The organism is Microvirga terrae (assembly GCF_013307435.2).
GTDB classification, from domain to species: Bacteria; Pseudomonadota; Alphaproteobacteria; order Rhizobiales; family Beijerinckiaceae; genus Microvirga; species Microvirga terrae.
Window position 1 is genome coordinate 1708207 of record NZ_CP102845.1, and the last position, 26805, is coordinate 1735011.

The 26805-nt window shown below is 63.3% G+C and carries 26 protein-coding genes; 17 read left to right on the forward strand and 9 right to left on the reverse strand.

Annotated elements, in window-relative coordinates; genetic code table 11:
• Nucleotides 1-116: 116 nt before the first annotated feature.
• Nucleotides 117-881 carry an SDR family oxidoreductase gene (locus HPT29_RS08010; RefSeq protein ID WP_210272364.1) on the reverse strand — a complete coding sequence of 255 codons (765 nt, stop codon included), beginning with the start codon at nucleotides 879-881 and terminating at the stop codon, nucleotides 117-119.
• Between the two features lie 399 nt (nucleotides 882-1280).
• Here HPT29_RS08010 and denD point away from each other — a divergent pair, with 399 nt between their 5' ends.
• Nucleotides 1281-2261: a D-erythronate dehydrogenase gene (gene denD / locus HPT29_RS08015; RefSeq protein ID WP_173949611.1), complete on the forward strand. Its 981-nt coding sequence runs from the start codon at nucleotides 1281-1283 to the stop codon at nucleotides 2259-2261.
• 45 nt (nucleotides 2262-2306) lie between these two features.
• Here the strand turns inward: denD and HPT29_RS28700 are convergent, their stop codons facing one another.
• Both HPT29_RS28700 and HPT29_RS08025 read right to left on the reverse strand, forming a co-directional pair.
• A complete protein-coding gene (locus tag HPT29_RS28700; RefSeq protein WP_349774714.1) occupies nucleotides 2307-2516 on the reverse strand; it encodes a hypothetical protein in 210 nt (69 codons plus the stop codon).
• Between the two features lie 287 nt (nucleotides 2517-2803).
• Nucleotides 2804-2989 (reverse strand): hypothetical protein, encoded by a 186-nt coding sequence (locus HPT29_RS08025; protein ID WP_259060515.1) that lies wholly within the window; start codon nucleotides 2987-2989, stop codon nucleotides 2804-2806.
• Nucleotides 2990-3274: 285 nt separating this feature from the next.
• Between HPT29_RS08025 and HPT29_RS08030 the strand changes: the two genes are divergently transcribed.
• The 5 genes from HPT29_RS08030 (at nucleotide 3275) to HPT29_RS08050 (ending at nucleotide 8061) form a co-directional block, all read left to right on the forward strand.
• Complete coding sequence (locus HPT29_RS08030) at nucleotides 3275-4609, forward strand: globin-coupled sensor protein (RefSeq protein ID WP_173949608.1); 1335 nt, start codon at nucleotides 3275-3277, stop codon at nucleotides 4607-4609.
• Nucleotides 4610-4882: 273 nt separating this feature from the next.
• On the forward strand, nucleotides 4883-5095 hold the full coding sequence (locus tag HPT29_RS08035; RefSeq protein WP_173949607.1) for a hypothetical protein: 213 nt from the start codon (nucleotides 4883-4885) through the stop codon (nucleotides 5093-5095).
• A gap of 173 nt (nucleotides 5096-5268) precedes the next feature.
• Nucleotides 5269-6249 carry a S1C family serine protease gene (locus tag HPT29_RS08040; protein ID WP_173949606.1) on the forward strand — a complete coding sequence of 327 codons (981 nt, stop codon included), beginning with the start codon at nucleotides 5269-5271 and terminating at the stop codon, nucleotides 6247-6249.
• A 105-nt stretch (nucleotides 6250-6354) separates the two neighbouring features.
• Nucleotides 6355-7191, forward strand: coding sequence for an aldo/keto reductase (locus HPT29_RS08045; RefSeq protein WP_173949605.1), 837 nt, complete (start codon nucleotides 6355-6357; stop codon nucleotides 7189-7191).
• Between the two features lie 36 nt (nucleotides 7192-7227).
• Entirely contained in the window at nucleotides 7228-8061 is an 834-nt protein-coding gene (locus HPT29_RS08050) for an inositol monophosphatase family protein (protein WP_173949604.1), read from the forward strand.
• On the opposite strand, the gene HPT29_RS08055 is transcribed toward HPT29_RS08050, so the two are convergent.
• Together HPT29_RS08055 and HPT29_RS08060 are read right to left on the reverse strand one after the other, a co-directional pair.
• Nucleotides 8052-8693: a helix-turn-helix transcriptional regulator gene (locus HPT29_RS08055; RefSeq protein ID WP_173949603.1), complete on the reverse strand. Its 642-nt coding sequence runs from the start codon at nucleotides 8691-8693 to the stop codon at nucleotides 8052-8054. The two genes, HPT29_RS08050 and HPT29_RS08055, sit on opposite strands and share 10 nt — an antisense overlap.
• Nucleotides 8690-9805 carry an aminotransferase class I/II-fold pyridoxal phosphate-dependent enzyme gene (locus HPT29_RS08060; protein ID WP_173949602.1) on the reverse strand — a complete coding sequence of 372 codons (1116 nt, stop codon included), beginning with the start codon at nucleotides 9803-9805 and terminating at the stop codon, nucleotides 8690-8692. Before HPT29_RS08060 ends, HPT29_RS08055 begins: the two co-directional genes overlap by 4 nt.
• A gap of 176 nt (nucleotides 9806-9981) precedes the next feature.
• On the opposite strand from HPT29_RS08060, the gene HPT29_RS08065 reads away from it, so the two are divergent.
• Genes HPT29_RS08065 through HPT29_RS08080 form a run of 4 tightly spaced genes read left to right on the forward strand, consistent with a single transcriptional unit; the run spans nucleotide 9982 to nucleotide 14433 of the window.
• Nucleotides 9982-11094: an aminotransferase class I/II-fold pyridoxal phosphate-dependent enzyme gene (locus tag HPT29_RS08065; RefSeq protein ID WP_173949601.1), complete on the forward strand. Its 1113-nt coding sequence runs from the start codon at nucleotides 9982-9984 to the stop codon at nucleotides 11092-11094.
• 30 nt (nucleotides 11095-11124) lie between these two features.
• Complete coding sequence (locus HPT29_RS08070; RefSeq protein WP_259060516.1) at nucleotides 11125-12504, forward strand: M20/M25/M40 family metallo-hydrolase; 1380 nt, start codon at nucleotides 11125-11127, stop codon at nucleotides 12502-12504.
• Nucleotides 12501-13463: a pyridoxal-phosphate dependent enzyme gene (locus HPT29_RS08075; RefSeq protein ID WP_173949599.1), complete on the forward strand. Its 963-nt coding sequence runs from the start codon at nucleotides 12501-12503 to the stop codon at nucleotides 13461-13463. Before HPT29_RS08070 ends, HPT29_RS08075 begins: the two co-directional genes overlap by 4 nt.
• A gap of 13 nt (nucleotides 13464-13476) precedes the next feature.
• On the forward strand, nucleotides 13477-14433 hold the full coding sequence (locus HPT29_RS08080; protein ID WP_173949598.1) for a Rossmann-fold NAD(P)-binding domain-containing protein: 957 nt from the start codon (nucleotides 13477-13479) through the stop codon (nucleotides 14431-14433).
• Nucleotides 14434-14449: 16 nt separating this feature from the next.
• On the opposite strand, the gene HPT29_RS08085 is transcribed toward HPT29_RS08080, so the two are convergent.
• From HPT29_RS08085 to serA, 3 genes are all read right to left on the reverse strand, one after another.
• Nucleotides 14450-15055: a hypothetical protein gene (locus HPT29_RS08085; RefSeq protein WP_173949597.1), complete on the reverse strand. Its 606-nt coding sequence runs from the start codon at nucleotides 15053-15055 to the stop codon at nucleotides 14450-14452.
• Nucleotides 15056-15250: 195 nt separating this feature from the next.
• Nucleotides 15251-15829 carry a hypothetical protein gene (locus HPT29_RS08090; RefSeq protein ID WP_173949596.1) on the reverse strand — a complete coding sequence of 193 codons (579 nt, stop codon included), beginning with the start codon at nucleotides 15827-15829 and terminating at the stop codon, nucleotides 15251-15253.
• 114 nt (nucleotides 15830-15943) lie between these two features.
• Complete coding sequence (gene serA / locus HPT29_RS08095) at nucleotides 15944-17191, reverse strand: phosphoglycerate dehydrogenase (RefSeq protein WP_173949595.1); 1248 nt, start codon at nucleotides 17189-17191, stop codon at nucleotides 15944-15946.
• A 627-nt stretch (nucleotides 17192-17818) separates the two neighbouring features.
• Between serA and HPT29_RS08100 the strand changes: the two genes are divergently transcribed.
• The 3 genes from HPT29_RS08100 (at nucleotide 17819) to HPT29_RS08110 (ending at nucleotide 21081) form a co-directional block, all read left to right on the forward strand.
• Entirely contained in the window at nucleotides 17819-19132 is a 1314-nt protein-coding gene (locus tag HPT29_RS08100) for an O-antigen ligase family protein (protein WP_173949594.1), read from the forward strand.
• Nucleotides 19133-19262: 130 nt separating this feature from the next.
• Nucleotides 19263-20030, forward strand: a complete 768-nt coding sequence (locus tag HPT29_RS08105; protein WP_432807281.1) for an endonuclease/exonuclease/phosphatase family protein — start codon at nucleotides 19263-19265, stop codon at nucleotides 20028-20030.
• Nucleotides 20031-20136: 106 nt separating this feature from the next.
• The gene (locus HPT29_RS08110; RefSeq protein WP_173949592.1) at nucleotides 20137-21081 is read left to right on the forward strand and encodes a putative bifunctional lysylphosphatidylglycerol flippase/synthetase; all 945 of its coding nucleotides are present in this window, start codon (nucleotides 20137-20139) and stop codon (nucleotides 21079-21081) included.
• A gap of 3 nt (nucleotides 21082-21084) precedes the next feature.
• Here HPT29_RS08110 and HPT29_RS08115 read toward each other — a convergent pair whose 3' ends face one another.
• A complete protein-coding gene (locus tag HPT29_RS08115; protein WP_259060517.1) occupies nucleotides 21085-22572 on the reverse strand; it encodes a phospholipase D-like domain-containing protein in 1488 nt (495 codons plus the stop codon).
• A gap of 159 nt (nucleotides 22573-22731) precedes the next feature.
• Between HPT29_RS08115 and HPT29_RS08120 the strand changes: the two genes are divergently transcribed.
• From HPT29_RS08120 to glgA, 4 genes are all read left to right on the forward strand, one after another.
• Nucleotides 22732-23337: a DedA family protein gene (locus HPT29_RS08120; protein WP_173949591.1), complete on the forward strand. Its 606-nt coding sequence runs from the start codon at nucleotides 22732-22734 to the stop codon at nucleotides 23335-23337.
• Nucleotides 23338-23597: 260 nt separating this feature from the next.
• A complete protein-coding gene (locus HPT29_RS08125; protein WP_247654680.1) occupies nucleotides 23598-23885 on the forward strand; it encodes a DUF2934 domain-containing protein in 288 nt (95 codons plus the stop codon).
• A gap of 197 nt (nucleotides 23886-24082) precedes the next feature.
• Nucleotides 24083-25321: a glucose-1-phosphate adenylyltransferase gene (gene glgC, locus HPT29_RS08130; protein ID WP_247654687.1), complete on the forward strand. Its 1239-nt coding sequence runs from the start codon at nucleotides 24083-24085 to the stop codon at nucleotides 25319-25321.
• Nucleotides 25318-26799, forward strand: a complete 1482-nt coding sequence (gene glgA / locus HPT29_RS08135; RefSeq protein WP_173949588.1) for a glycogen synthase GlgA — start codon at nucleotides 25318-25320, stop codon at nucleotides 26797-26799. The genes glgC and glgA overlap by 4 nt, the downstream gene beginning before the upstream one ends.
• The last annotated feature ends 6 nt before the right edge of the window (nucleotides 26800-26805 follow it).

Here is a 26805-nt window from a genome sequence, read left to right on the forward strand (position 1 = left end):
CCTCCCAAGTAGCTTTCCGGCAAATCACAGGTGACGTTGCTAACCACCCTGCGCCGAGATGGCAACCGCCAATGGCGATCTACGGCTCAAACGTTAACGCCAGGTTTCGGTGTCGTTCAGAGGGAGGCCGTCACACCGCCATCGACGTAGAGGATCTGCCCGTTGACGAAGTTGGCGGCATCGGATGCGAGGAACACGGCCGCTCCGATGAGATCCTCCAGCTCTCCCCAGCGGCGGGACGGCGTACGGGCAATGAGCCAGTCGGAGAAGGCCTTGTCGTCGACCAGGGCCTGATTGAGCTCCGTCTTGAAATAGCCCGGGCCGATGCCGTTGACCTGAAGGCCATGCTTGCCCCAGTCGATCGCCATGCCCTTCGTCAGCATCTTGACGGCGCCTTTCGTCGCCGCATAAGGGGCGATCGAGGGGCGGCCGAGTTCGCTCTGCACCGAGCAGATGTTGATGATCTTTCCCCGACCGCGCGGAATCATGCGCCTGGCAACCGCCTGGCTCACGTAGAAGACGCTGTCGACATTCGTCGTCATCAATTGGTGCCAAGCTTCCTCCGGGTAGTCCTCGAGCGGCCCGCGACGCTGCATGCCCGCATTGTTGATCAGGATGTCGATGGGCCCGACGTCGACTTCAATTTCCTCGACGGCCGCCATCACGGCGGCCCTGTCCGTCACATCGAAGGCCATCTCGAAAACCAGTGCGCCCTCGTCCCTAAGCTTCCGTGCCGCATCGGCGACTTTCTCGGGTCGGCGCCCGTTCAGAACGACCTGCGCTCCTGCTCGCCCGAGTCCGCTCGCGAGTGCGCAGCCGATCCCGGCGCTCGATCCGGTCACGAGGGCGATGCGACCTGACAGATCGAAGAGCTTCTCCATGTTCCTCATCATCGTCGGCCCCTGGTTGGCCCCGTACGTTCGGCAGAGAAGAAGACCTGGGTCGACGGCGTGCAGCGTGCGCTTCGCGTTCACCATCGGGCCGGGTTCGATTCCGCCGCACCGATCGCATAAAGGCCCGAATCCGATCGTCGATCAAGACGTCGCGTGCAGGCTGAAAGGACGAGACGCGGGATGGGCAGCAGGCTCGGTGGACAGGCTCCCGTACGTGCCGGCGTCCATGTACGCGGCACTGGACAAGGTTCGGCAAAAGTGACCTATTCTTCCTGAGCGAAACAGCGCCGCTGAATGGGTTTAATCTGCAGCGGCGGCGTCAACCCACATTTCCGACCTGGACGTCCATTGCGGTGACCGGGCATGACCTGAAAGGATTGCTGATCGATGCGGATCCTCATTCTCGGAGCGGCCGGCATGGTCGGCCGCAAGCTTACGGAACGCCTGGTGAAGGATGGCCGGCTGGGGCGAGAGGCAATCACGCGTCTCGACCTCCACGATGTGGTCGAGCCCGAGCGCCCCGATGCTCCCTTTGCGGTCGAGACGATGACGTCGGATTTCTCCATGCCGGGAGAGGCGGAGAAGCTCGTTGCCGGCCGCCCCGACGTAATTTTTCATCTCGCGGCCATCGTGTCCGGCGAGGCCGAGGCCGATTTCGACAAGGGATACCGGATCAATCTGGACGGCACCCGCTACCTGTTCGACGCGGTGCGGGTCGTCGGAGGCGGGTACAAGCCGCGGCTTGTCTTTACCTCCTCCATTGCGGTTTTCGGCGCCCCGTTCCCGGATGCGATCGGGGACGAGTTCTTCCTGACGCCGCTGACGAGCTACGGCGCGCAGAAGGCGATCGGCGAGTTGCTGCTGGCCGACTACACGCGACGCGGGTTCTTCGACGGCGTCGGAATACGGCTTCCCACGATCTGCGTACGCCCCGGCAAGCCCAATAAGGCCGCTTCAGGTTTCTTTTCGGGCATCATCCGCGAGCCGCTCAACGGTCAGGAGGCGATCCTGCCGGTCTCGACGGATGTCCGGCATGCCCATGCCTCGCCCCGGTCGGCCGTCAATTTCCTCATCCATGCGGCGAGCATGGACACCTCAAAGATCGGCCCTCGCCGCAGCCTGACCATGCCGAGCGTGTCGGTGACCGTGGGCGAGCAGATCGATGCGCTCCGGCGGGTCGCGGGCGACGAAGCCGTCGCCAGGATCCGTCACGATCCCGATCCCGCCATCATCCGGATCGTCGAAGGATGGCCCCGTCACTTCGATGCCCGCCGCGCGGAGAGCCTCGGCTTCCGGGCCGAGTCCAGCTTCGACGAAATCATTTCCATCTACATCGAGGATGAGCTTGGGGGCGTCAAGCCGAGGTGAGCAGCAGTCCTGAGCGACCCGGGCGGCTGGTCCTCGCGACGGGCCTCAGCCCCTCGGGCGCTCCGGAAAGAACCATTGCCGGAAAGAAGCCCATTTCTGGATCGCCCAGAGGGTGAAGCGACCGACCGGCTTCTGCAGGAAGGGGATGTCATAGGCGATCAGCAGCAGGCCCAGGGGGAGCATCCAGAGACCGAGAAACGGCAGGATCGAAAAGATCCCGCCCAGGATGAGCAGGATGCCCGCGGGAATCCTCACCCAACGCGAATCCGGGTGACGGAGGCTGCGAAGGACGCGGGCAACCTTGCCCGGCACCTCCTGCTCCAGCCGCCTGAATGCCCGCCTTAGAACGGCTCTTCCGCTTTCATGTTCCATGCTCTTCGAGACATCCATCCGCGAGAGGAGTTCCAAGACGCACCGGCAGGATTGCCGGGCTCTTCCTCGAGCTCAGCTCTTCTGGGCCGCGGACCTTGAACGCGACCTGAATCGGCACCTGCCGTCCGGCGGGACGGGATGAAAAGAACTCCGCTCCTCCGGGATGCGCTTTAGATCTCGAGCCCCGAGAGCGCGTCGGCGACCGCCCGCGTGCCCTGTTCCCGAGCCCTCATGAGCCTGAGAGCCCGCTCTTTCTGTTCGAGACGGTAGAGATATGGGTCGAATTCGAGCGGAAGCGCAGTATCACCGAGGTAACGCGGCTTTTCCGTCCGCTCATAATAATCGGCTCTCAACATCTGGCCGAGATGTTCCTGTACCGCATGGGGAAGCGGCGGCACATTGTGCCGCGAGGGAAGCGTCCGCGAACCGGAAAGGGAGGATCCTGAATAATCTGCAATGTTATCGAGCATCTCGAAGCCCCGCAAAACCGCTAAGGTTAACGCTTGGTTCATGGAATGGTTTCAGCGTGGATAGGTACAAACTGACGCAGATCACGGGTCACTGCCCCGGGTTGGCAGTCAGCTTCGGCCAAGCATGGCACCTTAGAGATTTCCCCAATTGCCGAATCCTGAGGAAGTCCATTGCAAAATGATTCATTGCTCGCTGAGCGGCTCGCGTTCATTGGAATCGATGGAAGGGTGTGCCACGATCTTCCCGTCATCTGGAAGGACATCTCGTCCGAACTGCCCCGGATCCTTGAGCTGTTCTATGCCCATATGCATCGGCAGCCGCACCTGTCGAAGATGATCGGAACCCAGCAATCCAGGCTCGTGTCCGCCCAGATGCAGCATTGGGGCCGGCTGTTCAGCGGCAGGTTCGATGCGGCCTATGTGGAGGGGATCCAGCGCATCGGGCTCATTCACAACAAGATCGGCCTGGAGCCCCGGTGGTACATCGGAGGCTATGCTTTCATCATGAACGAGCTGGTGAAGGCGCTGTCGAAAAAGCACCGCTTCAACGGAGCAGCGCTCGCGCGCAAGCTGGCGGTGGTGAACCAGGCGGTCATGCTCGACATGGATTTCGCGATTTCCGTGTATCAGGATGCTTTCGTCCAGGACCGCCAGAAGAAGGGCGAGGTTCTGTCGCAGGCCGTCGCCGACTTTTCGGACGCCGTGCAGGAGAGTCTCGATATCTCAGGCCAGGCAAGTGGTGCCTTGTCGGAGAGTGCGATGGTTTTGGACGAAGCAACCGGGAGCGCCAGCAGCCTAGCCGTTCAGGTTACGACAGCGGCCGAGCAGACGGCGTCGAACATGCAGTCGGGAGCCGCCGCAACGGAGCAGCTTGCGTCGTCCGTGCGTGAGATCGGGCAGCAGGCGAGCCGCTCGGCCGACGTCGCGCGACATGCCCTGCAAAGCTCCCAACGTACGAAGGAATCCGTCAACGGATTGGCCGAGCAGGCAAGACAGATCGGAGATGTGGTCGACCTGATCGAGCGCATTGCGGCTCAGACCAATCTGCTCGCCCTGAACGCCACGATCGAGGCGGCCCGTGCGGGAGAGATGGGCAAAGGCTTTGCGGTCGTCGCGCAGGAAGTCAAGACCCTTGCGAACCAAACCGCCAAAGCCACGACGGAGATCGGCTCCCGCATCGGCGCGATCCAGGAGGCGACGCAACGCAGCGTGGCCGATATCGATGACATCGGCCGCATCATGGAGGAACTGAGCGGTATCGCCACGGCCATCGCCGCCGCGGTCGAGGAACAGGCCGCGGTAACCTCGGATATCGCGGTGAACGTCAGCCAGACCACCGATCATACGCATGCGGTCGTTCGCAGCATCGAGGCACTGACCGGATCGACGGCATCTGCGGCAGCAGCGGCGCAGCACGTCTCAAGCGCGAAGCAGACTCTGGATCAGCAGCTTGGTCGCCTGAGGCAGGACATCGGTCGGTTCCTGGCGACGGCGAGGGCTGCCTGAGCACCGTGCGAGAGAAGGCGGTCGTGATCCGTCAGCCCGGCTTTGTCCGATAGCTTGGACACGTGGAGTGCTCCAGGAGAAGGGCGTCGGATCAAGCGGCGAGGCCTTTGCCCTGCCCCGCGCGGGAAGGTCTTCCGACCCGCATTTGCGGCAGAATCGTGTCTTTTTGGGTACAGACACGAGTCCGCAAATCAGACACCTTGCCGACAGTTGCAGCCGAAAGTGCTTTTCGGAGCAGTTGACGGAGCCGTAAGGGCTTCTGTGGGGGCACAGGTGGATCAGACGGACCAGGAAATCGAGCAGATCGCTCGGGCATTCTTCGTCGCTCGGCATGAAACCGGGGTTTGGGAAACTGCGTCGCGGGTTCTGAAGCACGAGTTTCGTCTTTATGCCCGGCACGCGCTGCGCACACTCGAAAAGAAGCAGGAGCAGATCTGGGTTGAAGCCCAGAGCGTGGCTGTTATGGAAACCCGCGAGGCGGCGTAACGTACCCTCTGCCTTCACCACGTCGGGCACGTCGCGAAGTTGCACATCGTTGCCGGATCCTCTGCCTGGTGACGGGTTTTTCTGCGTCAAAAGGGGGAGGCCTGTTGAAGGCGCCGCGTTTCCTGCCATTTTGAAGGGTGCAGGTTCTCTGCCGGGAGCCTGAGGAGCAATTCATGCAATCACCCGACGAATGGGAAATCCCTCCTGAGTACCAGCCTGATCCGCGAACCCTCGACTATGATCTGAAGAATGCCCTGGCGGCCGTGGTTTCCCTTAGGGCGCGGGTGCCCGACGATGCCTTCACGGCGGAAACGCTCGGGACGGAGCGGGCCGGGCAGGGCGTCGTCATCCGGGATGACGGCTTGGTCGTCACCATCGGGTACCTGATTGCCGAGGCGGAAGAAGTCTGGCTCACGACCAACAAGGGCCGTGTCGTTCAGGCACATGTGCTCGCTTACGACTATGAAAGCGGCTTCGGATTGGTGCAGGCGCTCGAGCCCCTGGGCGTGCCGGTGCTGACCCTCGGGGATTCTCGACGTTTGCAGCCCGGTGACCAGGTCGTCGTCGGAGGCAGCGGGGGCCAGAGCCATTCGCTTGCCGCACAGGTTGTCGCGTGTCAGGAGTTCGCCGGTTACTGGGAATACCTGATCGATCCGGCCATCTTCACCGCGCCGGCCCACCCCAACTGGGGCGGAACGGCGTTGATCGGCCCGCGAGGGGACCTGATCGGCATCGGGTCTCTCCAGCTCCAGCACCAAGCTTCGGGCGGTACCGTCGTTCCTCTGAACATGAGCGTGCCCGTCGATCTCCTGAAGCCGATCTTGGACGAGCTCCTGACTCATGGGCGGACCAGAAACCAGCCAAGGCCGTGGCTCGGATTCTATGTCGCGGAGGCGGAGGACGATCAGATCATGATCATCGGGCTCGCCGGGGATGCCCCCGCACAGCGGGCGGGCCTGCGGGCTGGAGACCAGATCCATGCGGTTGCCGGTCAGCCGGTGACGTCGCTGGCCGAGTTCTATCGCGCCATCTGGGCTCTTGGCGCCGCCGGCGTCGATGTTCCCCTGACCCTTGAGCGGGAAGGAGACAGGTTCGATGTGACGGTACGATCTGCCGATCGGGGCCGCTTCATGAAGGGCCCTCGTCTGCAGTAGCAATCCAAGGGCCGGCACAAGCGCCAAAGCAGTGCGGGCACCATTGCTTTCCGTCAACGCTCGTGCCGCCCCGACGAGCATCATCCCCGACGAGGAGGTTGCGACATGAGCCTCAGTGCAATCCTGCCAGGAGGCGAGACCGTTCCGGCCCTAGGGCAGGGAACGTGGCAGATGGCCGAGCGGGCGGGCAACCGCGCGGAGGAGGTCGAAGCGCTTCGCCTCGGCGTCGAACTCGGCATGACGCTGATCGATACGGCCGAAATGTATGGAGACGGAGCCGCGGAGGAACTCGTGGGCGAAGCCCTTGCCGACCAGCGCGATCGTCTCTTCCTGGTGAGCAAGGTCTATCCCCACAATGCTAGTCGTCAGGGCGTCGTCGAGGCGTGCGAGCGGAGCCTCAAGCGCCTGCGGACGGACCGGTTGGATCTCTACCTCCTGCATTGGCGCGGCGGCGTGCCGTTGGAGGAGACCGTAGCCGGCTTCGAGGAACTCCGGCGCTCCGGCAAAATCCGCCATTGGGGGGTCAGCAACTTCGATGTGGATGACATGGAGGAGCTGTTTCAGGCACCCGGAGGGGCGACCTGTGCGACCAACCAAGTGCTCTATAACGTCACCCGGCGTGGACCAGAATTCGATCTCCTTCCATGGATGGCCGAGCGCCGCATGCCGCTCATGGCCTACAGCCCGGTCGAACAGGGCAGGCTCCCCCGCGGGGGCGTGTTGCAGACAATCGGTCAGTCTTACGGCGCAAGCCCGTTCCAGGTCGCGTTGGCCTGGCTTCTGCAAAAGCCGAACTTGATCGCGATCCCCAAGGCCTCCCGTGCCGAGCATGTACAGGACAATCATCGAGCGCTTGAGATTCGGCTCAGTCCGGAGGATCTTGCAGCGATCGATGGAGAATATTCTCCGCCCCGGCGCAAGCGCCCACTTGAGATGATCTAGCAGGTTGCCGAGAAACAAGAGGGATACCAGACGCTCATGACCTTTACCCGAGCCGATGCACTCGACGTCGCGCATATCCTCAGGACGACGGCTCAGGCCGAGATTCTGCCGCGGTTCCGCAACCTGTCTGCTGACGCCATCCGGACCAAGTCTTCGCAGCTCGACCTCGTGACGGATGCCGACGAGGCCGCCGAGCGCGTCATCGAAGCCGAGCTCCTGCGCCGGTTCCCGGGAGCTCTGGTCATCGGCGAGGAGGGCGTGAGTCGCAACGCGAGCCTGCTCGACGGGCTCGGTGACGCTGACCTCGCGTTCATTCTCGATCCCGTCGACGGCACGCTGAATTTCGCCTCCGGGCTGCCGCTCTTCGGTGTGATGGCCGCTGCGGTGATGAAGGGCGAGATCGTCGGCGGCGTGATCCTCGATCCGATCTCTGACGATTGGGCCATGGCGGTCCGCGGCGAAGGGGCGTGGATCCAGCGCCCGGACGGCAGCAGCAGCCCGCTTCAGGTTGCCGCACCGACGCCCCTGTCACAGATGGCGGGTAATGTCTCATGGCGTTATCTGCCCGAAGACCTCCGCCCTGTAGTGACGAGGAATCTGCCGAAGGTCGCGATGGCGGCCGATCTCCGCTGTGCGGCCCACACCTACCGCCAGACCGCGGCCGGCTACCTTCACTTCTCGTTCTCATCGAGCGTGATGCCGTGGGATCATGCAGCTGGATGGCTGATTCATCAGGAGGCTGGCGGCTACACGGCGCATTTCGACGGTTCGCCTTACCGTCCCGTGAATCGCAGCGGCGGTCTCATCAGCGCGCCGGACAGGGAAAGCTGGCAGGCCATTCGCGACGCGCTCCTGCCGCCTCAGGCCTGATCCTTCTTGAGGTAGTTGTAGACCGTGGCACGGCCGAGACCGAGCACGCGGGAGATATAGGCCGCCGCGTTGCGCCCGCCGAACGCTCCGTCACCGGCCAGATCCGCGACGAGCTGCTGCTTCTGTGCGCGGCTCATCTCGGTGATGGTGAGACCGCGCGCGCGAGTCCAGGACTGGATGTACTCGTTGATCCGTTCATGCCAGTCCTCCTTGAATAGCGAGGCTGGCTTCTCGGGTGATTGCGGCACGGCGACGAGCGCATTCAGCGTCTGCATGACGGCATGGAAGTGCGAGACGTCCACATTGATGCACAGGATACCGATGGACTTCCCGTTCGTGCGCAGGACGGCGCTGACAGATTTGATGCGCCGGCCGTCCCAGTTCACTTTCTCATAGGGCCCAATGATGATGTCGGACGGTTTGAAGTCGATCTCGTGGAGAAGGGACGGCTCGCCGAGTTCCCGCTTGGAGAACGGGTTGGAGAGATGCACCACGGTCTCGGTCGCGAGATCGTGGAGCACGACTTCCGCGTAGGGCTGGAAGAGAAGGGCGATGGCGTCGCAGACCGGCGCATAGCTCGCCAGCTCAGGTGTGAGCGCCACTGCGTCGCTCGCCTTGCTCGCGCGGCTCATCTGTTCTGTGCGCGCACGAAAGCCGCGAGCCTTTCCAAGCCGGCTTCCAGATGATGGGCGGGAGCTCCGATGCCGACCCGGATGTAGTGATCCATGCCATAGACGTCACCCGGCAGGAGCATGATGCCGCGCTCTTCGCGCAGGCGGTGCACCAACTCGGTCGAATTCATCGGCATGGCATAGCGGACGAAGGCCATTCCGCCGGCCTTGGGTGACACGAAGGAGAACAGGTCGTTGTTGTGATCGACCCAGCGCTGCAGCAGCGCGAGGTTCTCGCGCAGGATGCGCTTGCTGCGGGCGAGGATCTCCTGGCGCTTGGCGGGCTGCACGGCGATCTCCGCCACGAACTCGCTCACGGCGCCTGTCGTGATTGACGTGTAGTCTTTGCGCTGCCAGGACGCGTAGATCTCCTGAGCTGGTCCGACCAGCCAGCCGATGCGCAGGCCCGGAAGCGCCATGGCCTTCGACAATCCACTCGTGATAATCGCTTTCTCGTAGAGATCCGCGAAGCTCGGAGGCTCGTCCTGGTCTAGCTCCGCGCCCTTGTAGACCTCGTCAGCGTGGAGGTAAATGCCGTGTTGGCGCGCGATCGCCACGAGGCCATCCATCGTCTCGCGGGACAGGACGGCCCCGGTCGGGTTGTTGGGATTGCAGATGGTCATCATCTTCGTGTGGCTGGAAATCGCCTTGCGGACGTCGTCGAGGTCCGGGGTCCAGCCGAGCTCCTCGCGAAGCAGGACCTCCTTGACGGTGACGCCGATGGCGCGGGCCCAACCCCAGATCTGCAGATAGTTCGGGACGAAGACCACGAGTTCGTCGCCGGGCTCCAGCACGGACATCACGAGGAGAAAATTCGCCTCTGCCGAGCCATTGGTGACGATCACGTGGTCCGGGTTGCGGTTTGGATGGAGATTGGCGATCGCCCGCCGCAGCTCCACGCGGCCGTTCGTCCAGCCATAGCCCAGTTCCACGTCGAGCACCTGGGCCTGCTGCTCCGGGGTCAAAAGTTCGCGCAGCGAATAAGGAAGTACGCCGCTGTCGGACAGGTTGTACTCAACCGTGTTCTCATAGAGCGACTGGATGCGCTCGAGCGTGAACTCTTCGATCTTCATGGCCATCCCCGCACTGCAAAGCAACGTACCGGGTCTGTAGCATCAGGCTTTTGGACTTCATAGTCCAAAATGGACTTGACTGTTTAATTGCTTGGCTGCCATGGTCCGGTCTCCCGAATGCGCGCCTGAGATCCGCTGCATCCGGAGTTTCTTCCTCATCCCGAATGGAGCCTTGAGTGCAGTTCGATACCTTCCTGATGGAGCGGAACCAGACGCTGTACGAGAACGGTGTCGAGATCAATCTGACGGAAAGCGGGGTCCATCCCTGCACCATCGAGGAGATCTTGCCGGCCGATCACGCGCAGGCGCTGCTGCGCCAGCCGCTCGGCTACGGCTGGACGGACGGGAGGCCGGATCTCAGGGCCGCCATCGCCAACTGGTATCCGGGCGCCTCGGCGTCCAACGTTCTGGTGACCAACGGATCGTCGGAGGCGACGATGATCGCCCTGATGGCGCTGGTCGATCCAGGCGACAAGGTGCTCTTCGCGGTTCCCAACTTCATGCAGGTGGATGGACTCGGGCGGGCCCTGGGCATGTCCATCGAGCGCCTTCCCCTTCTCGCCGATCACGGCTGGCAGATCGATCCGGAAGGTCTGGGTGCCGCCATGGACGGCGTGAAGCTGATCTGCGTCACCAATCCCGGCAACCCGACCGGTGTGGTCCTGTCGTCCCGGAGCCGCGATGCGCTGCTGGCGGCCGCGCAGAAGGCGGGCGCGTGGCTGATGGTCGACGAGATCTATCGGGGCGGCGAGATCGACGGGGCGGAGACGGAGACATTCTACGGGGGCTATTCCCGCGTCATCGTCACCAGCAGCCTGTCCAAGTCTTTCGCCTGTCCGGGCCTGCGTCTCGGCTGGATCGTCGGGCCGGAGGGCGTCGTCGAAGAGGCGGCCAAGCGGCAGGACTACACGACGATCGGCAGCGGGATCCTGAGCCAGATCCTGGGGGCGGCCGTTATGGAGCCAGGGAATCGCGAGCGCATCCTGGCGCGAGGGCGGACCCTCCTGCGCGCGAACGCCGACATCGTAGAGGGCTGGGTCGAGAAGCGGAACCGCTGGTCCTGGCAGCGTCCTGCGGCGGGCGGCATGGCGTTCCTGCACTACGATTTCGACATGCCGTCCGAAGAGTTGTCGAACAGGCTGCGGGAAGAGGAAAGCGTCTTCGTGGTGGCCGGGGCCTGGTTCGGAATCGAGCGCCACATCCGTCTCAGCATCGGCGTAAAGACCGAGGATCTGGTCGAGGGGCTGGCTCGCCTCGACGCGTTTCTCGTCCGCCACGGTCTAGGGTAGGGCCTACACGCGATGCGGCGGAACGACCACTTGCTGCGAGCCGCGACGGATCTCCGCCGCCTCGTCGCTATTCCATCGGTGAGCGCGCGGGCTCAGAATCTGCCCGAATGCGCCGAGGCCGTGCGCGATCTCCTCGACGGCGCCGGCTTTCAGACCGAGATCCATCCCGGCGGGATCGGCCCCTTCGTAGTCGGCGAGATCGGCGAGGGGCCTTTGTCCGTAATGGTTTACAACCACTACGACGTGCAGCCGGAGGATCCGCTGCCCTTGTGGGACAGCCCTCCGTTCGAGCTGAGCGAACGCGGCGGGCGCTGGTACGGACGGGGTGTCGCCGACGACAAGGGCGAGTTCGTCAGCCGCCTCGAGGGCTGGCGCCTGTTCCGGGAACGGTATCCCGAGCCTTTGCCCTTCAAGCTCATCTGGCTGGTCGACGGCGAGGAGGAGATCGGCAGCCCGTCGCTCGAAGCATTCCTGAAGGCTCGCTTCCAGGACGAGAAGGTCGATGTCTGCTGGTGGGAATACGGCGAGATCGACTCGAGCGGCCGGCCCATCATCCTGTGCGGCTTCAAGGGCGTGATGGCCGTCGAGCTGCGCTGCCGGACCGCGACGGCCGACCTGCATTCGAGCTTGGGCGTGATCTTCGACAACCCCCTTTGGCGGCTTGCCGCCGCGACCGCTTCCCTGCGCGACAATGCGGGCCGCGTTCTGATCGACGGGTTCTATGATGCGATCCGGCACCCCGCACAGGAGGAGCGGAGGCTCGCCGGCACGCCGCCGTTCTCGTTTCGCAGCCTCGTTCAGGCGACCGGCGGGCAGCGGGTTCTCCAGGGCATCGACGAGGAGAATTTCTACACGGCTTTGAATTTCTCCCCATGCATGAACGTCAATGGCTTTTCCGGCGGCTATACGGGCGAGGGAGCCAAGACGGTCGTGCCGGCGCAAGGCTTGGTCAAAGTCGACTTCCGCCTCGTTCCCGACCAGGATCCGCAGCAGATCGTGGGTCTTCTGCGCGCGCATCTCGACCGGCATGGCTTCGACGACGTCGAGCTCATCGTTCACGATGCCAACGTGAAGCCTATTCGATCGTCGACCAATCACTGGTTCATCCAAGACGCGAAGACAATCCTGGAGGAACACTTCGGGCAACCTGTCATCGTGCAGCCGAGTTCGCCGGCCTCCGGCACGGCTCATCCTTTTGTCGAGCAGCTCGGCGCGAGTATCGTCGGCATCGGCATCACCCATCATGGGGCGATGCTCCACTCGCCGAACGAGAACATCATCATCAGCCAGTTCGAAGCCATGATCGAATGCTCTGCCGCGCTCTTCCAAACGATCGCCGAGCGAGCGGCGGGACAGAGGCCGATCCCTGCGGCGAGTTCCGTCGAGTCGTCGAATGAGGTGACGCCATGAACAGCATCGTTCTCGAAACCGCCGCGCGGTCGGTCCAGGCGCGCCGGCGCATCCGACCGCACATCTTCGAAACGCCTCTGCTGCCGTCCCGTCAGATCGGCCGCGAGACCGGATCCTCCGTGTACTTCAAGGCCGAGAACTTTCAGCTCACCGGATCCTTCAAGATTCGGGGTGCCGCGAGCAAGATGACATCGCTCGGACTCGACCGTGGCGTCATCACAGCCTCGTCCGGCAATCACGGCATCGCAACGGCGCAGGCGGCGAGTTCCATCGGGCAGGTCTTGACTGTCGTCCTGCCTGAGACGGTTTCGCAAGCGAAGCTCGAGCGGATCCGCTCCTTCAACGTCAATGTTATCCTGCATGGTGCCGAGAGCGGGCTGGCAGAACTGCACGCCCAGCAGGAGGCAGCCTCCCACGGCCTGGTCTATGTCTCTCCCTATAACGATCCCGAGGTCGTGGCCGGGCAGGGCTCTATCGGACTGGAGCTCCTCGAGCAGGCTGACAGCATCGACAACGTCTTTGTCTCTATGGGAGGCGGAGGCCTGATCGGCGGCATCGGATCCGTGCTCAAGAGTTTCAGCCTGCGCACGCGGATCTTCGGCGTAGCGGCTCAGAACTCGGCGGCTCTCGCTGCGGCCATCGAGGCGGGACGTGTCGTCGAAACGGAGCATCTGGATACGCTTGCCGACGGCGTGGCCGGCGGTATGGACGAGGACAGCATCACGCTGCCGCTTGCGCTCTCCGTGATCGACGGAGTCGTGGCATGCACGGAAGCCGAGATCGCCGGAGCTCTTCGGGATCTGGCCTTCAAGGAGAACCAGATCGTCGAAGGCGCCGCGGCCCTTGCTCTTGCCGGGTTTCTCAAGGTTGCGGAGCGCTGCAGGGGGCAGACCAACATCGTGGTTCTCTGCGGGGCCAATTTCGACCGCGAGAAGATCTTCTCCATTCTGAACGATTAGAACTGGAAGCGCCATGGCGCCTGCATCCCGCATCACCTTTCTCGAGCTTCCGCAGATCGAAGAGCGCCTCAAGGGGCTCGATCTGGTTGCCCTGATGGAAGAAGCTTTCGCGGCCTTCTCGCGAGGCGAGGCGGTGGTGCCAGCGCCCGGTGAACTGCTTCTCGACGATCCGCCGGGCGAGGTGCACATCAAGTATGGGTATCTGACGTCAGGCGGCACTTACGTGATCAAGGTGGCCTCCGGGTTCTGGAACAATCCGGCGAAAGGCCTCAACAGCAGCGATGGTCTTCTCCTCATCTTCAGGAAAGAGACGGGAGAGCTCGCCGCGGTGCTCAACGATCGGGGACGTTTAACGGACCTGCGCACCGCCGCCGCCGGAGCGGTCGCGGCCAAACACCTGGCGCCCGCGAGAGTGGATGCCATCGGTGTACTCGGTTGCGGCATTCAGGCCGAGCTGCAGGTGCAGGTGCTGCAAGCCGTTCGGCCCTGCCGCAACATTGTGATTTGGGGGCGAAACCCCAAGCATGCACTCGCTTATGCAGAGCGCATGCGGAGCAGGGATTTCTCTGTCGAGATTGCTCCATCTCCGTCAGAGGTAGCGTCCTGCTGCCGGCTGATCGTCACCGCAACCGCCAGTCCGTCACCGCTCCTGCGGTGGAGCGATTTGTATCCTGGGACCCACATCACGGCCATCGGCGCCGACAGCGCCGAAAAGCAGGAATTGGACGAAGCGATCATCCACAATGCCGACATCGTTGTAACGGACAGCAGGCGCCAGGCCGGGTCGCGGGGCGAGCTGGGACGGGCCTATGGCCCAGACGCGACTATGAGCAGAGTGCTGGAGATCGGCGAGATCATCATGGGCACGGCGCGGGGACGCGCGACGCCAGATCAGATTTCGGTTTCGACCTTCTCCGGATTGGCCGTTCAGGACATCGTGATGGCGTCGGCGGTTCTGCAGCAGCCCTAGAGGCTGCGCGGACCGATCAGCCGGTCAGTTCGATGCGGCCGATCAGGGCATCGATCTCGATGATCTTCTTGAGCCGGCGCTTGCATTGCCTGTCGAGATACCAGGCTCTTCCGATGCTCAATCCTAGAAACGGCAGGGCCCAGACAATGCTGACCGCCTTCAGGAGAACCAAAGCAAGGAACGCAACAGAGAGGATCCAGGCCTCGATCCGCCCGAAGCCTTCCGTGAGTTCGTTCTTCACGAGCAGGTGCTGCCGCTCGATCAGAAGCTGACCTCGCGCTCGGTCGAGCCTGTCCCGTTGCGCCATGGACGGGAGGGCGCTGCGTAGGGTTTCGAGAGAGCCCTTGATCTGCGTCAGGTGCGGTGCTCGTTCCGCCGTTTCGTGCTCGCGTGCAACTGGCACGAAGGCTGCGGTGATGCGGCGATAGAAGGCCACGAGCGCGGGCGGGTGATTGTCCTGCTCGGTCTGGACCCCGTCGGGAGGGAATCGGGCCGTGATGCGATTGCGGACGAAGGAGGTGAGCGAGGCGGCCTTTTCGTTCCGGGCCGTGCGTCCGAAGGAGTTCGCAACGTGTTCGGCGATAGCGGGTTCTACCGCAGCCCCGACTCTGTCCGTCGACATCAACAGCTTCCTTCACGTCTGCGCCTGGGACAAGGATGCGCCGTGTCGTTGAGCCGATGGCTCAGGCCACTACACGTTCCCATTCCACTGCGGCTTTCCTCACCGTGAAGGAGTATGGTTAATGAACGGTTAAGCATGGCCCCGGTAACCGTGCGCCGGGGAGAGCCTGCGCCTCGCAGGGAGTTGCAGCCTGTATCAGCGTTGTTCGTCCGAAAGCATGCCGGCGAGATCCTGCAAAAACTTGATGGATGCGGGCGGGCGGCCCTCCTGTTCGGCGATCTTGATGATGTTGTTCAGGATGTGGGCGATTTCGCTCAGCTTGGCGACACGACCTGCCGAGAGAACGTGGAAAAAGGTCGAGAAGGCGACGGCGATGGCCTGATCGTGCTCTTCGAGGCGGCGGCACTGCTCCTTGAGCGCCTTGATGTCCCTTTCCTGAGCCGAAACGATCTCGACCAGGGTCAGCATCTGTTCGGCCAGGGTATCCACTGAAGCGTTCATATCGGATGGGCGTCCCAATTCTTCGATTCTGGTGAGAGGAAGCGGCTGAAAATCTGCGGCGACTTGGAGGCGGAGCGACTCGCCGACGGCGTGCAGCGCGGATGACAGGCGATCTGGTGCCTCCGATTGGGGGGCGACGGTCGCGGATGGTGACGGACCAGGCACAGCCTCAGATTCATCCGCGGTGATCCTGGGCAGACCTGTCGCGCGGGTGAACCCGGACATCGCCTGTCGCACGAATCGACGCACCTTCACCTGAACATCGGCAATCACGATCCCACGTCTGCTCCCGCCAACCTGCACGCAGCCTCCTCGAGAGAAAGGCGCCTGACGGTACCATGACTTCCGAGGAAATGCTTCAGGAAGCTCTCGCACGTGCGAGACAGGTTATCCTCTTGCGTAGAGAAGCCGCGCCCGAATGGTCCCGTCGAGTGCGCGAATCTCGTCCAAGGTTTCCCGGCTTTGCTCCGGCAATCCTTCCGCTTCGATCACGACATAGCCGATCTCGCCGTCGGTTTGCAGATGCTGGCCCGTGATGTTGAGGCCGCGCTGCGAGAAGGCGTTGTTGAGGCGGCCGAGGATGCCCGGCACGTTGCGATGCACATGGATGTAGCGCGTGCCGGCGGCGCGGGACGGAAGCTGGACCTGTGGGAAGTTGACGGCCCCGACCGTCGTTCCGACGTCCGAATATTCGACGAGTTTCTTCGCAACCTCGGCGCCGATCCGTTCCTGCGCTTCTTCCGTCGATCCACCGATGTGAGGTGTCAGAATAACGTTTGGGAGCCCCTGCAGGGGGGTCACGAACGGCTCCTTGTTGGAGGTGGGCTCGGCCGGAAATACGTCCACGGCCGCGCCGCGGAGGTGTCCGCTCCTCACAGCCTCCGCGAGGGCGTCGAGATCGACCACGGTGCCGCGACTGTTGTTGATCAGATAGGCGCCCTTCTTCATGGCGGCGATCTCGGCGCGCCCGATCATGCCGTGCGTGGCGGGCGTCTCCGGAACGTGAAGGCTCACCACATCGCTCTGGTTCAATAGGGCGTTCAGGCTATCGGCAGGTTCGGTGTTCCCGTGGCGCAGCTTGTCCGTCTGATCGAAGAAGATGACCCGCATTCCCATCGCCTCGGCCAAGTAGGACAACTGGGAGCCGATGTTGCCGTAGCCCACGATGCCGAGCGTCTTGCCGCGGACCTCGTGGCTGTCGACCGCCGACTTGTCCCATTGCCCGGCATGAGCGGCGGTGGATTTGGGAAATGTGCGCCGCAGCAGCATGACGATTTCGCCGATCACCAGTTCGGCGACGCTTCGGGTATTGGAGAAGGGGGCGTTGAAGACGGGAATGCCCGCATGGCGTGCGGCTTCCAGGTCGACCTGGTTCGTGCCGACGCTGAAGCAGCCGATAGCGATCAGCCGGTTCGCGGCTTCAAGGACCTTTCGCGTCAGCTGTGTTCTTGAGCGGATCCCGAGGAGATGGACACCCTGCAACGCTTCAATCAGGTGATCTTCGTCGAGAGCCGTCTTGAGATAGGTCAGGTTCGTGTAGCCGGCGCCTCTGATCAGCTCGACAGCGCTGTCGTTCACCCCCTCGAGCAAGAGAACGCGGATCTTGTCTTTCTGAAGAGAGAACATCTCGGACATGTCAGCTCCAATTGGCCTTGCGCCGGCATGCCATACCCCGCCTCAGCGGTCGCGGAAATCCCCTTCCGTGCATTGAGCCCATGCCTGGCGGAGAGGCGCCTCGACCGGAGGAGCCTCATACCTCCTATGCGCCGTCCTCCCAGAGTGGGCCTGGAGTATCATGACTCAATCCGGCTGCGGAGGCGGCCGGTCAAGGAGACGGGAGCCGTTGCCGGATGTACGCACGGCTCCCGTTCCATTGTGGCACGGGTCTTGTCATTCTAATCCCGGTCGTCCCCGAACCTAGGCGTCCGCGCCGAAATTCCCTCGAAAATCCTGCGGTGCGCCGATGAGACGTCGTCCTCTCGGTGCATGCCTGGGTCCCATCCTGCTCAGCACCGATCCATTGCCGCGAAGCTGACCCATCGGCTATCCTGGGTCAGCGCCGTCAGGGTTCCGCTCCCCGGCAAGGGGCAGGTCACCATTGGGCGATCCAGCCGAACCGGGAACGTCGGGCCCTGTTTGAACTAGTAATGCTGTTGCGGATTGATTGCTGATGTGGCTGCTATTGGGAACGCCCGGGCACACGTTGCAGAATCCCCAAAGATCGAATTGTCAAATCGAAGTATCGAAATTAAGAGATCACGCATGTTTGCTGAATATAGACCTGCCTATAAGCAAGAACATGCGGAAGACATGCTAAGTCTTGCGGGCATCGAAGAGCCCGAGACGAGGCAACTTACAGAAAAAAGCCGTCGCCTCAGCGTGCATCTCGACAACATTGGGCATGGTCTGATCGTCAGCCTGCCGGTGGCCATGGTGGTCGCCAACCGGTCGTCTCCCTTGCTTCTCACCTGCGCGGCTCTTTTTATTCTCGCCGCGCGATTGATCTCCGGAACTGCGGCTCCGCACCGTTTGGCCGTACGGAGGCCTCGAACAGGTGTCCTCATCCTCGTCCTCTGCGGGGTCGCCTACCCACTGGTCACGCTCGGCTGGGCCATTAAACCGGCCGTGGGGCTGTTTTCCTGGGGCGAGGCTGTCCTTCCGGCCGTATCGAGTGCGATCCTGATCCTCAGCTGGCGCGCGGCGCCCCCGCCCCGGTGGATGGCCAAAGGCTTGGCGCTGGCACTGATGATCGCGGCAGCACTGATCGCCGCGGAGCTCCTGCTCAACTTCCCCTTGCGGCATATCCTCCGCGACCGCGTAGGGACCTTCATTCACAACAGACCAACCGTGACTCTGTTTCTGCTGCTTGGGCCTGTGATCGCCCTGCTCGGGTTCCGAAAGCGGCGGACGCTTTGCCTTGTGCTGTTGCTGGCAACAGTTCCTACGATCGTCATCTCCGACAGCGAGGCCGCGAAGCTTGGCCTGCTGGCTGCAGTCGGGACTCTCGCGCTCAGCTACGCCCCCTTCGCCTGGGTGAGGCGATTCCTGACGGTCGCGCTTCTCTGCCTCATCTGGGTGCAGCCGTTTTTCGGCGGTACCGTTGCCAGATCCGTGCCCGACAGCATGGTCGAGGCGACCAAGGGGGCCCACACGCGGGAGCGCATCGAACTCTGGCAGGCCTTCAGCGACGTCGCTCGCCGGTATCCCGTCTTCGGAACAGGCTTCGCATCATCGCCGCATTTGGGCAATCATCCAATCGCCGCTGAAATCAATCCTGCTTATCGTGAGATGCTGAAAGTCGGCCATCCCCATAATGCTTTCCTCCAGGTGTGGGTCGAGCTGGGGGCGGTTGGCGCTCTCTTATTGAGCTTTCTCACCCTGTGGGTGATGCGGTGTCTTGCCACCGCGCCGGCCGATATCCGCCGTGTCGGACTGATGACCCTCATGTCGGCGAGCGCGATCGCGCTGGTCAGCCACGGCGCATGGCAGGGCTGGTGGGTTTCCGCCGTGACTCTGGCGGCCGCACTCCTGACCCTTCGCTCGACATCCCGGAGGAACGCGCAAGGCCCCAAGTAACAAGGCCCCAAGTAAATTGTCAGGCTTGGCCGGGATCCAAGCCGCCAGGGTGTGTGTTTGGCTTCAAACCGTTTTGATCGACCTCCCGAAGCGGCCGCTTTCACGGGGTGGCATGACGAGAGGGGGCCAAGTGCCGCGTATCATGACCTACAACGTGCACCGCTGCCTCGGGACGGACGGTCGTCTCTCGCCGGCACGGATTGCCGGTGTGATCGCGGCCTACGAGCCCGACGTGGTCGCGCTTCAGGAGCTGGATGTGGGGCGTGTCCGGACCGGCGGGATCGATCAGGCTCATGCGATCGCCCAGGCCCTTGGAATGCAGGTGCATTTCCACGCCAGCCTGAAGGCCCTCGAGGAGGAATACGGCAATGCGATCCTGACCCACAGACCCTCGCATCTGGTGAAGGCGGAGGCGCTGCCTGGCTGGGCGCGCAAGCCGGGGCTCGAGCCGCGGGGAGCCCTTTGGGCGGAGGTCCAGATCGGCGGCACCGGGGTCCAGGTGATCAACACCCATCTCGGCCTGCGCCGGCACGAGCGCCTTGCCCAGATCGAAGCCCTCCTGAGTCCCCGTTGGCTCGGGCATCAAGCCTGTCGGGAGCCGGTGATCCTGTTGGGCGACCTCAACGCGACGCCTCGCTCGCGGGCCTACCGGCGGCTCGCCTCGCAGCTCTGGGATGCCCAGGCCCGGCTTCCGAAGCCTAGGGCGACTTTCCCGTCCCGCCTGCCGTTCCTGCGCATCGACCATGTTTTCGTCAGCCGGTCAATCCGCGTCATGCGGGTCGAAACGGTGCGGACCCCGCTTGCCCGCATTGCTTCGGATCACCTGCCCCTCCTGGTCGAGTTCCAGGTGGCACATGGACAGGTCAACAAATCCAGCCTTGCCCATGCACAGGAATAGTTCGAGGCAGGGCGGCTGCGGCGGATCGCCCGGCTCGCCACCGCGTTGGGTTCGATGGAGCTCGGCGGTTCTCCGTGGGCCGGATGGATGGAAGCAAGGAGCCTGGATGCGGTACTGGAAATACGTGATTGCTGCGGCGGCCATCAGCCTGGCAGCCATTCTGCTCTACCGCACGCTCAGCCGCTACAGCCTGGACCAGCTGATCGCCGCTGTGGCAGCCGTTCCCGGTCCCAGGCTCCTGGGTGCTTTCGGCTTCGCTGCCGCGAGCTACCTGTCCCTGACATTCTTCGACTATCTGGCCCTGTATTACGTGAAGCGGCCGCTGCCTTATCCAAAGGCCGCCTTGGCCTCGTTCACGGCCCTGTCCCTCGGCCATAACATCGGCCTGGCCGCGTTGAGCAGCGGGGCAGTCCGCTATCGGTTCTATACCCACTGGGGCTTGAAGACTGCCGATGTCGCCAAGGTGATCGTGTTCTGCGGCGTCACGGTCGGGCTCGGTCTCCTGGTCCTTGGGGGCGGCGCGCTCCTGTTGCGCTCCGGGCTGGCGATGGAGATCACCGGCCTCTCGCGGCCTGTCGTCTTGGCGCTGGGCGCCGGCTGCCTTGCGCTGCCGGCCCTCTACCTGGGTCTGTCCGCCGTCGTCCGCACGCCCTTGAGGATCAGGCGGTGGACCCTCGAGATGCCGCCGCTCAAGCTTGCCATAGGGCAGGTCCTGGTCGGCTCCATCAACTTCGCCTTCGTGGCGGCCTGCCTCCACCAGGCGCTCGCGGCCGTTGCCGACGTGGCTTACCTCGGCGTGGCGTCCGTCTATGTGATCGCCAACGCCACGGCCCTCGTCAGCCATGTTCCCGGCGGCCTGGGGGTGATCGAAAGCGTGGTCATGTATCTGCTGCCGCAGAACGATCTGATCGGGCCGCTCCTGGTGTTCCGGTTCGTCTACTTTCTTGTGCCGTTGGTTCTGGGGATCATCCTGTTTGCCGTGACGGAGCTGGTCTACCGCCGCCGCGCTGCAGCCTACTCGCCCGGTGCAGACATCGAAGCGAAGGCCTGACGGCTACTCCTTGCGGCGGCGGAACAGGGACAGGGGCTCGAGAGGATCTAGGAGCCCCGTCCCGGCGGCCGGCACGTCGGGCCCGTCGTCCGACATCGCTCCGAACGCCCGAAGACCACGGGTGCCGGTGTTAAGCTGCTCGATGGCCGCGAGGGCGGACCCGTTCGCGCGGTCCACGGCTTTCATGAACATCTCCGGGCTGGTGTCCAGGTGCTCCGCCAGCAGACGGTCCCGCAATTGGACGATCGTCCGGCGCATCTCCTCGGTTATGGCTTCGATCGCCACGTCGCATTCGCTGTCGAGGCCGATCGAACGGTTGTTGAGGTTCGAAGACCCGATGCGCAGAAACAGGTCGTCGACGATGATGAGTTTGGAATGGATCAGGACCTGGCATTCTCCACCCTGGTCGTTGGGAATGACAGGGAAATAGACCCGCAGGCGGTCATGATGGTCGCACTTGCGCAGGCGGCGGATCAACCGGTCCCGGTTGGTGCCCATGACCAGTTCCTCGGCCCACCCATGAGATTCGTGGGTCTGGATGACGACGATCTCGGGGCCGTCAGGATCGGCGAGGTGCCGCTCCAGAACGTCGCCTATGGCAGGCGCCGTCATGTACTGAGCTTCGATGTAGATCGTCTTGCGTGCCGCCGCGAGGGCATCCAGGGTCAGGGCGGCGGCCTCGTTGGCCGCGGGCTGCTCTCCCCAGGCCGGATAGGTCCGGGCGACGGCAATCGGCACGTGGCGGAAATCGGGATCGAGGCTGGGCGGCCAGGGATCGGAGCCCGCGGCCGTGGGCGCCAGTCCTTCGCCAGTGGCGAATTTCCAGCGTCCGTAACCAACCTCGGCGATAGCCCGAGCCGCATCGCCGTCGAGGGCCATTTGGAGGTCATGGACGGGCTCGTAGATGGTCCCGTCATCCTTCAGCCGGATCGGATCGTTGCAGGCATGGCGATGGGTGTCCCACCGCTCGACGGTTAGATCCATGCCGCCGACGAAGGCCAGAGCGTCATCGATGCAGACAATCTTCTGGTGATGGGCCGCATAGAGCGGATGGTGCGTATCGAGCTTGAGATGCAGGCGCGGATGGTTCTGCCAGTCGGCGCCGAAGATCAGCGGCCCGGGAGCGCCAGGCGCATGCACAACGGCAACGCTCCACACGAGGATCCTGACCTCGAGGTCGGGCTTCTCCTCGACAAGCGAGCGTAGCAGGGGGCCGAGCGGAGGCGATTCCTCGATACTCGCGTCCGGACGCAGCCGGATGCTGCCGTCGAAATCCCAGCCGATAATGAGGATCGAACGCCGGGCCCGGCGCAAGGCGGCTTCAAGATGCGCGAAATAGGGCGCTCCGTCGATCAGCACGCTGGCCCGGTCGGCCTGAGCCACGCGCCAGCAATTGTCGCCCGGGCGCAGGATCGGTCCCACCGCCCCGCGTGCAGCCCCATGGCCTAGGTCGAGCGCCTGCGCTCCCGTTGATTCGTCCAAAAGTTGCACGTCAGCCACGTTCTCGAACGGAATATTCTGCCAACTCAGGACTGAAGCCAAGGTTCCGGGCGGAGCCGGGCCAGGATTCGAGCACTGCCGCTGTGGATCGGGCGTGCACATGGGCCCATATAGGGCCCGCAACTCTGCCTTAAGGGATGGTGAACCCCCGTGTTCGATTGGATTGTCAGCCTCGTCGATAAGGCCGGTTATATCGGCATCGCGGTTCTCATGCTGTTGGAGAACGTGTTTCCGCCGATCCCATCGGAGGTGATCATGCCCCTTGCGGGCTTTTCCGCAGCCAAGGGAACGCTCAGCTTCACCGGGGTCGTCGCCTCGGGGACGGCCGGGTCTCTTGCGGGCGCCTATTTCTGGTTTCTGATCGGGCGATGGATCGGTCCGAAGCGACTGAAGCGGTTCGCGGCGCGGCACGGACGCTGGCTTACGATGCATCCCGACGAGGTGGAACAGGCCCGGGCCTTTTTCGCCCGTCATCAGGCCGTGGCGCTCTTCCTCGGCCGCCTGATTCCCACCATCCGGTCGCTCATCTCCGTTCCGGCCGGCGTGAACTGCGTTCCGGTCTCGGCCTTCCTTTTGTGGAGCTCCATGGGCACGGCGCTCTGGACTTTCCTGCTGGCCGGTGCGGGCTATCTTCTGGAGAGCCAGTACGAGCGAGTCTCGGAATGGCTCAATCCGGTCTCGAATGTCGTCGTCGCCGGATTGGCGATCTGGTACGGATACAGGGTCTTGCGCTTCAAGGCCCAGGAGGCTTCCTGATCGAGCCGCTGAAAACTTCCTCGACGATGGTTCGAGTGTAGGCAGACATTTGCCGCAGATTCGGTATGCAGCCGTTGCTATTCGCGGGAACCGCCTAATAATTTACACAGTTCATATCCGATGGACGCGTAACCTTGTGACTGACCGGCGGGTCCGGTCGGTTCGGCGCGTCCTTGGGGCGAGGCACGGTATCAGGTTAAAGGGCAATCATGGACAAGCGAACCGAAGAAAGAATCCGTGAGCGGGCATATGAGCTCTGGATGCGGCATGGGAGCATTCATGGCCGCGCGGACGAATATTGGTATCAGGCGGAACGGGAGGTTCTTGGCGAGGGCGAAGAGGGGGACGCCCTGCAGGCGCCGATCATCGATCCGGCACCCCTGGGCATGACGAGCATGACGGCGGACGAGGAGCTTTCGAGCCCAGTCGCCCCGAAAACCCGCAAGAGACGCAGCCCGGCCGCCGTTCCGGTCACGGAAGAGGCGGCAGAGGCCAATGAGATGCCCGTGGCAGCGCCGAAGCGTCGGCGCACGACCCGGGTATCCTGAAGCAATTCGTGATACGAGCCTCCGACCCGTGCGGACGGAGGCTCAAGGGGCAAGAGCAAAACTGAATCCGGAATACATCAGCGAGAACTTGCGGCCGGGTTCAGCGTCTACAGAGCGGGGCAGGTGGCTGCCTTTGATGTGAGGACCCGGTCTTGCCGAATTCCAGCGTATCCCACGCACCTCTCTCCCGCCATGCAATGGCGTATGTTCTCGCCGGCGGGCGCGGCAGTCGGTTGATGGAACTGACCGACATCCGCGCGAAGCCCGCTGTCTATTTCGGCGGCAACACACGGATCATCGACTTCGCCCTATCGAATGCTTTGAACTCCGGAATCAGGCGTATCGGGGTGGCGACGCAATACAAGGCGCACAGCCTCATCCGCCATCTCCAGCGGGGCTGGAACTATTTTCGTGCGGAGCGGAACGAGAGCTTCGACATTCTGCCCGCCAGCCAGCGTGTATCCGAGACAATGTGGTACGAGGGCACGGCCGATGCGGTGTATCAGAACATCGACATCATCTCGAGCATCGACCCCGAATACATCATCATTCTGGCAGGCGACCACGTCTACAAGATGGATTACGAGATCATGCTTCGGCAGCATGTGGATTCGGGAGCCGATGTGACCGTCGGATGTCTCGAGGTGCCACGCATGGAAGCAGTCGGCTTCGGCGTGATGGCCATCGACGAGACCGACCGCATCATCTCGTTCCTCGAGAAGCCCGCCGATCCTCCGGGCATGCCGGACAAGCCCGACATGGCGCTGGCCAGCATGGGCATCTACGTTTTCAACACTCGGTTCCTCTTCGAGCAGTTGCGGCGCGATGCGGCAGTGCCAGGCTCGAACCGCGATTTCGGCAAGGACATCATCCCCTATCTGGTCGAGCACGGAAAGGCCGTGGCGCACCGCTTCACGACCTCGTGCGTTCGCTCGGGTGCGGAGGCCGGCGGCAGCAACGCTGAGGCCTATTGGCGCGACGTGGGTACGGTCGACGCCTATTGGGAGGCCAATATCGACCTGACTGCCATCGTTCCATCGCTCGATCTCTATGATCGAGATTGGCCGATCTCGACCTTCTCCGAGACATGGCCGCCAGCCAAATTCGTTCATGACGAGGAAGGCAGGCGCGGGCACGCGATCAACTCCCTGGTGTCGAGCGGCTGCATCGTGTCCGGTGCGTCCCTGCGCCGGTCGCTCGTCTTCACGGCCGTGCATCTGCATTCCCACGCCGATGTCGAGGGCGCAGTTCTGCTGCCCTATGTCGAAATCGGCCGCGGAGCGCGGTTGAGGAACGTGGTCGTCGACCGCGGCGTGCGCATCCCCGATGGACTGGTGGTCGGTGAAGATCCCGAACAGGATACGCAGCGGTTCCGCCGCACCGAAAAGGGCGTCTGCCTCATCACCAAGCCGATGATCGAGAGACTGGCCGGATGAAGCCTCTGAGCGTTCTGTCGGTCACGTCGGAGGTCTTTCCCATCATCAAGACAGGCGGCCTAGCTGATGTGGCCGGAGCCCTTCCGTCCGCTCTCGCACAAGAGGGCGTGACGGTCGTCACGCTCGTACCGGGCTATCCTGCGGTTCTGACGGCTCTCGAACGTCAAGAAGTCCTGCACCAATATCCCAGCTTCTTCGGCGGAACGGCCCGTCTCCTCTCCGGACGGGCGGGAGGCCTCGATCTCTTCGTCATCGATGCTCCTCATCTTTTCGAACGTCCGGGCTCTCCCTATCTCGCGCCGAACGGCCGCGACTGGCCGGACAATGCTCGGCGCTTCGCAGCACTCGGGCGGGCTGCGGCCGATATCGGCCAGGGGCTGACCCCGGGCTTCGTTCCCGAAGTGATTCACGCCCACGACTGGCAGGCGGGTCTCGTGCCGGTCTATCTGAGCCTCGGTGACAGCCCGCGCCCGGGCACGATCATCACCATTCACAACATCGCTTTCCAGGGCATTTTTCCGGCCGATCTCCTCTTCGAGCTCGGCCTGCCCGCCAGCGTGTTCACGGTGGACGGGGTCGAGTACTACGGACAGATCGGGTTCCTGAAGGCGGGCCTGCAGCTTGCGGACCGCATCACGACCGTGTCGCCGACCTATGCCAAGGAGATCCAGACGCCCGAAGGCGGAATGGCGCTGGACGGATTACTGCGCGCCCGCTCGAATGTCGTTTCGGGCATTCTCAACGGCATCGACGACAAGGTATGGGATCCATCAGCAGACGCGCACCTAGCGCAATCCTACGACCGTGACAGCCTCGAAGCGCGAGCGGCCAACAAGAGAGCGTTGCAGGAGCGCCTGGGGCTGACACCCGACCCGGATGCCCTCTTGTTCGGCGTGGTCAGCCGGCTGTCGGAGCAGAAGGGGCTCGATCTCGTGCTCGCCGGTCTTTCGCGTCTGCTCGCGGACGGCGCGCAATTGGCTCTGCTGGGCGCGGGAGACAAAGCTCTCGAAGACAGCTTTGATACGGCGCGTATCGTCTATCCCGGCCAAGTGGGTTGCTTCCTCGGCTATGACGAGGCGCTGGCTCACCAGATCCAGGGAGGGAGCGACGCACTTCTCGTCCCATCGCGGTTCGAGCCCTGCGGCCTGACGCAGCTCTGCGCCATGCGCTACGGCAGCATCCCGATCGTCTCGCGGGTGGGAGGGCTGGCCGATACCATCATCGACGCGAACGAGATGGCCATCGCCACCGGGGCGGCAACGGGATTCCAGTTCGGGCCCGTCACACTCGGCGCGGCGCTCGATGCCTTCGACCGTGCAAAGCACCTGTGGCGCGACAAGGATGCTTGGCAGCGTCTGCAGGTGAACGGCATGGAGGCCGATGTGAGCTGGCATCGTCCGGCGAGGCAATACGCCGATCTCTATCGCTCTTGCGCCAGAGCGCCAGGAGGCGAGAAGGCCGCCACTCCGTACAGGTGAGTGGGG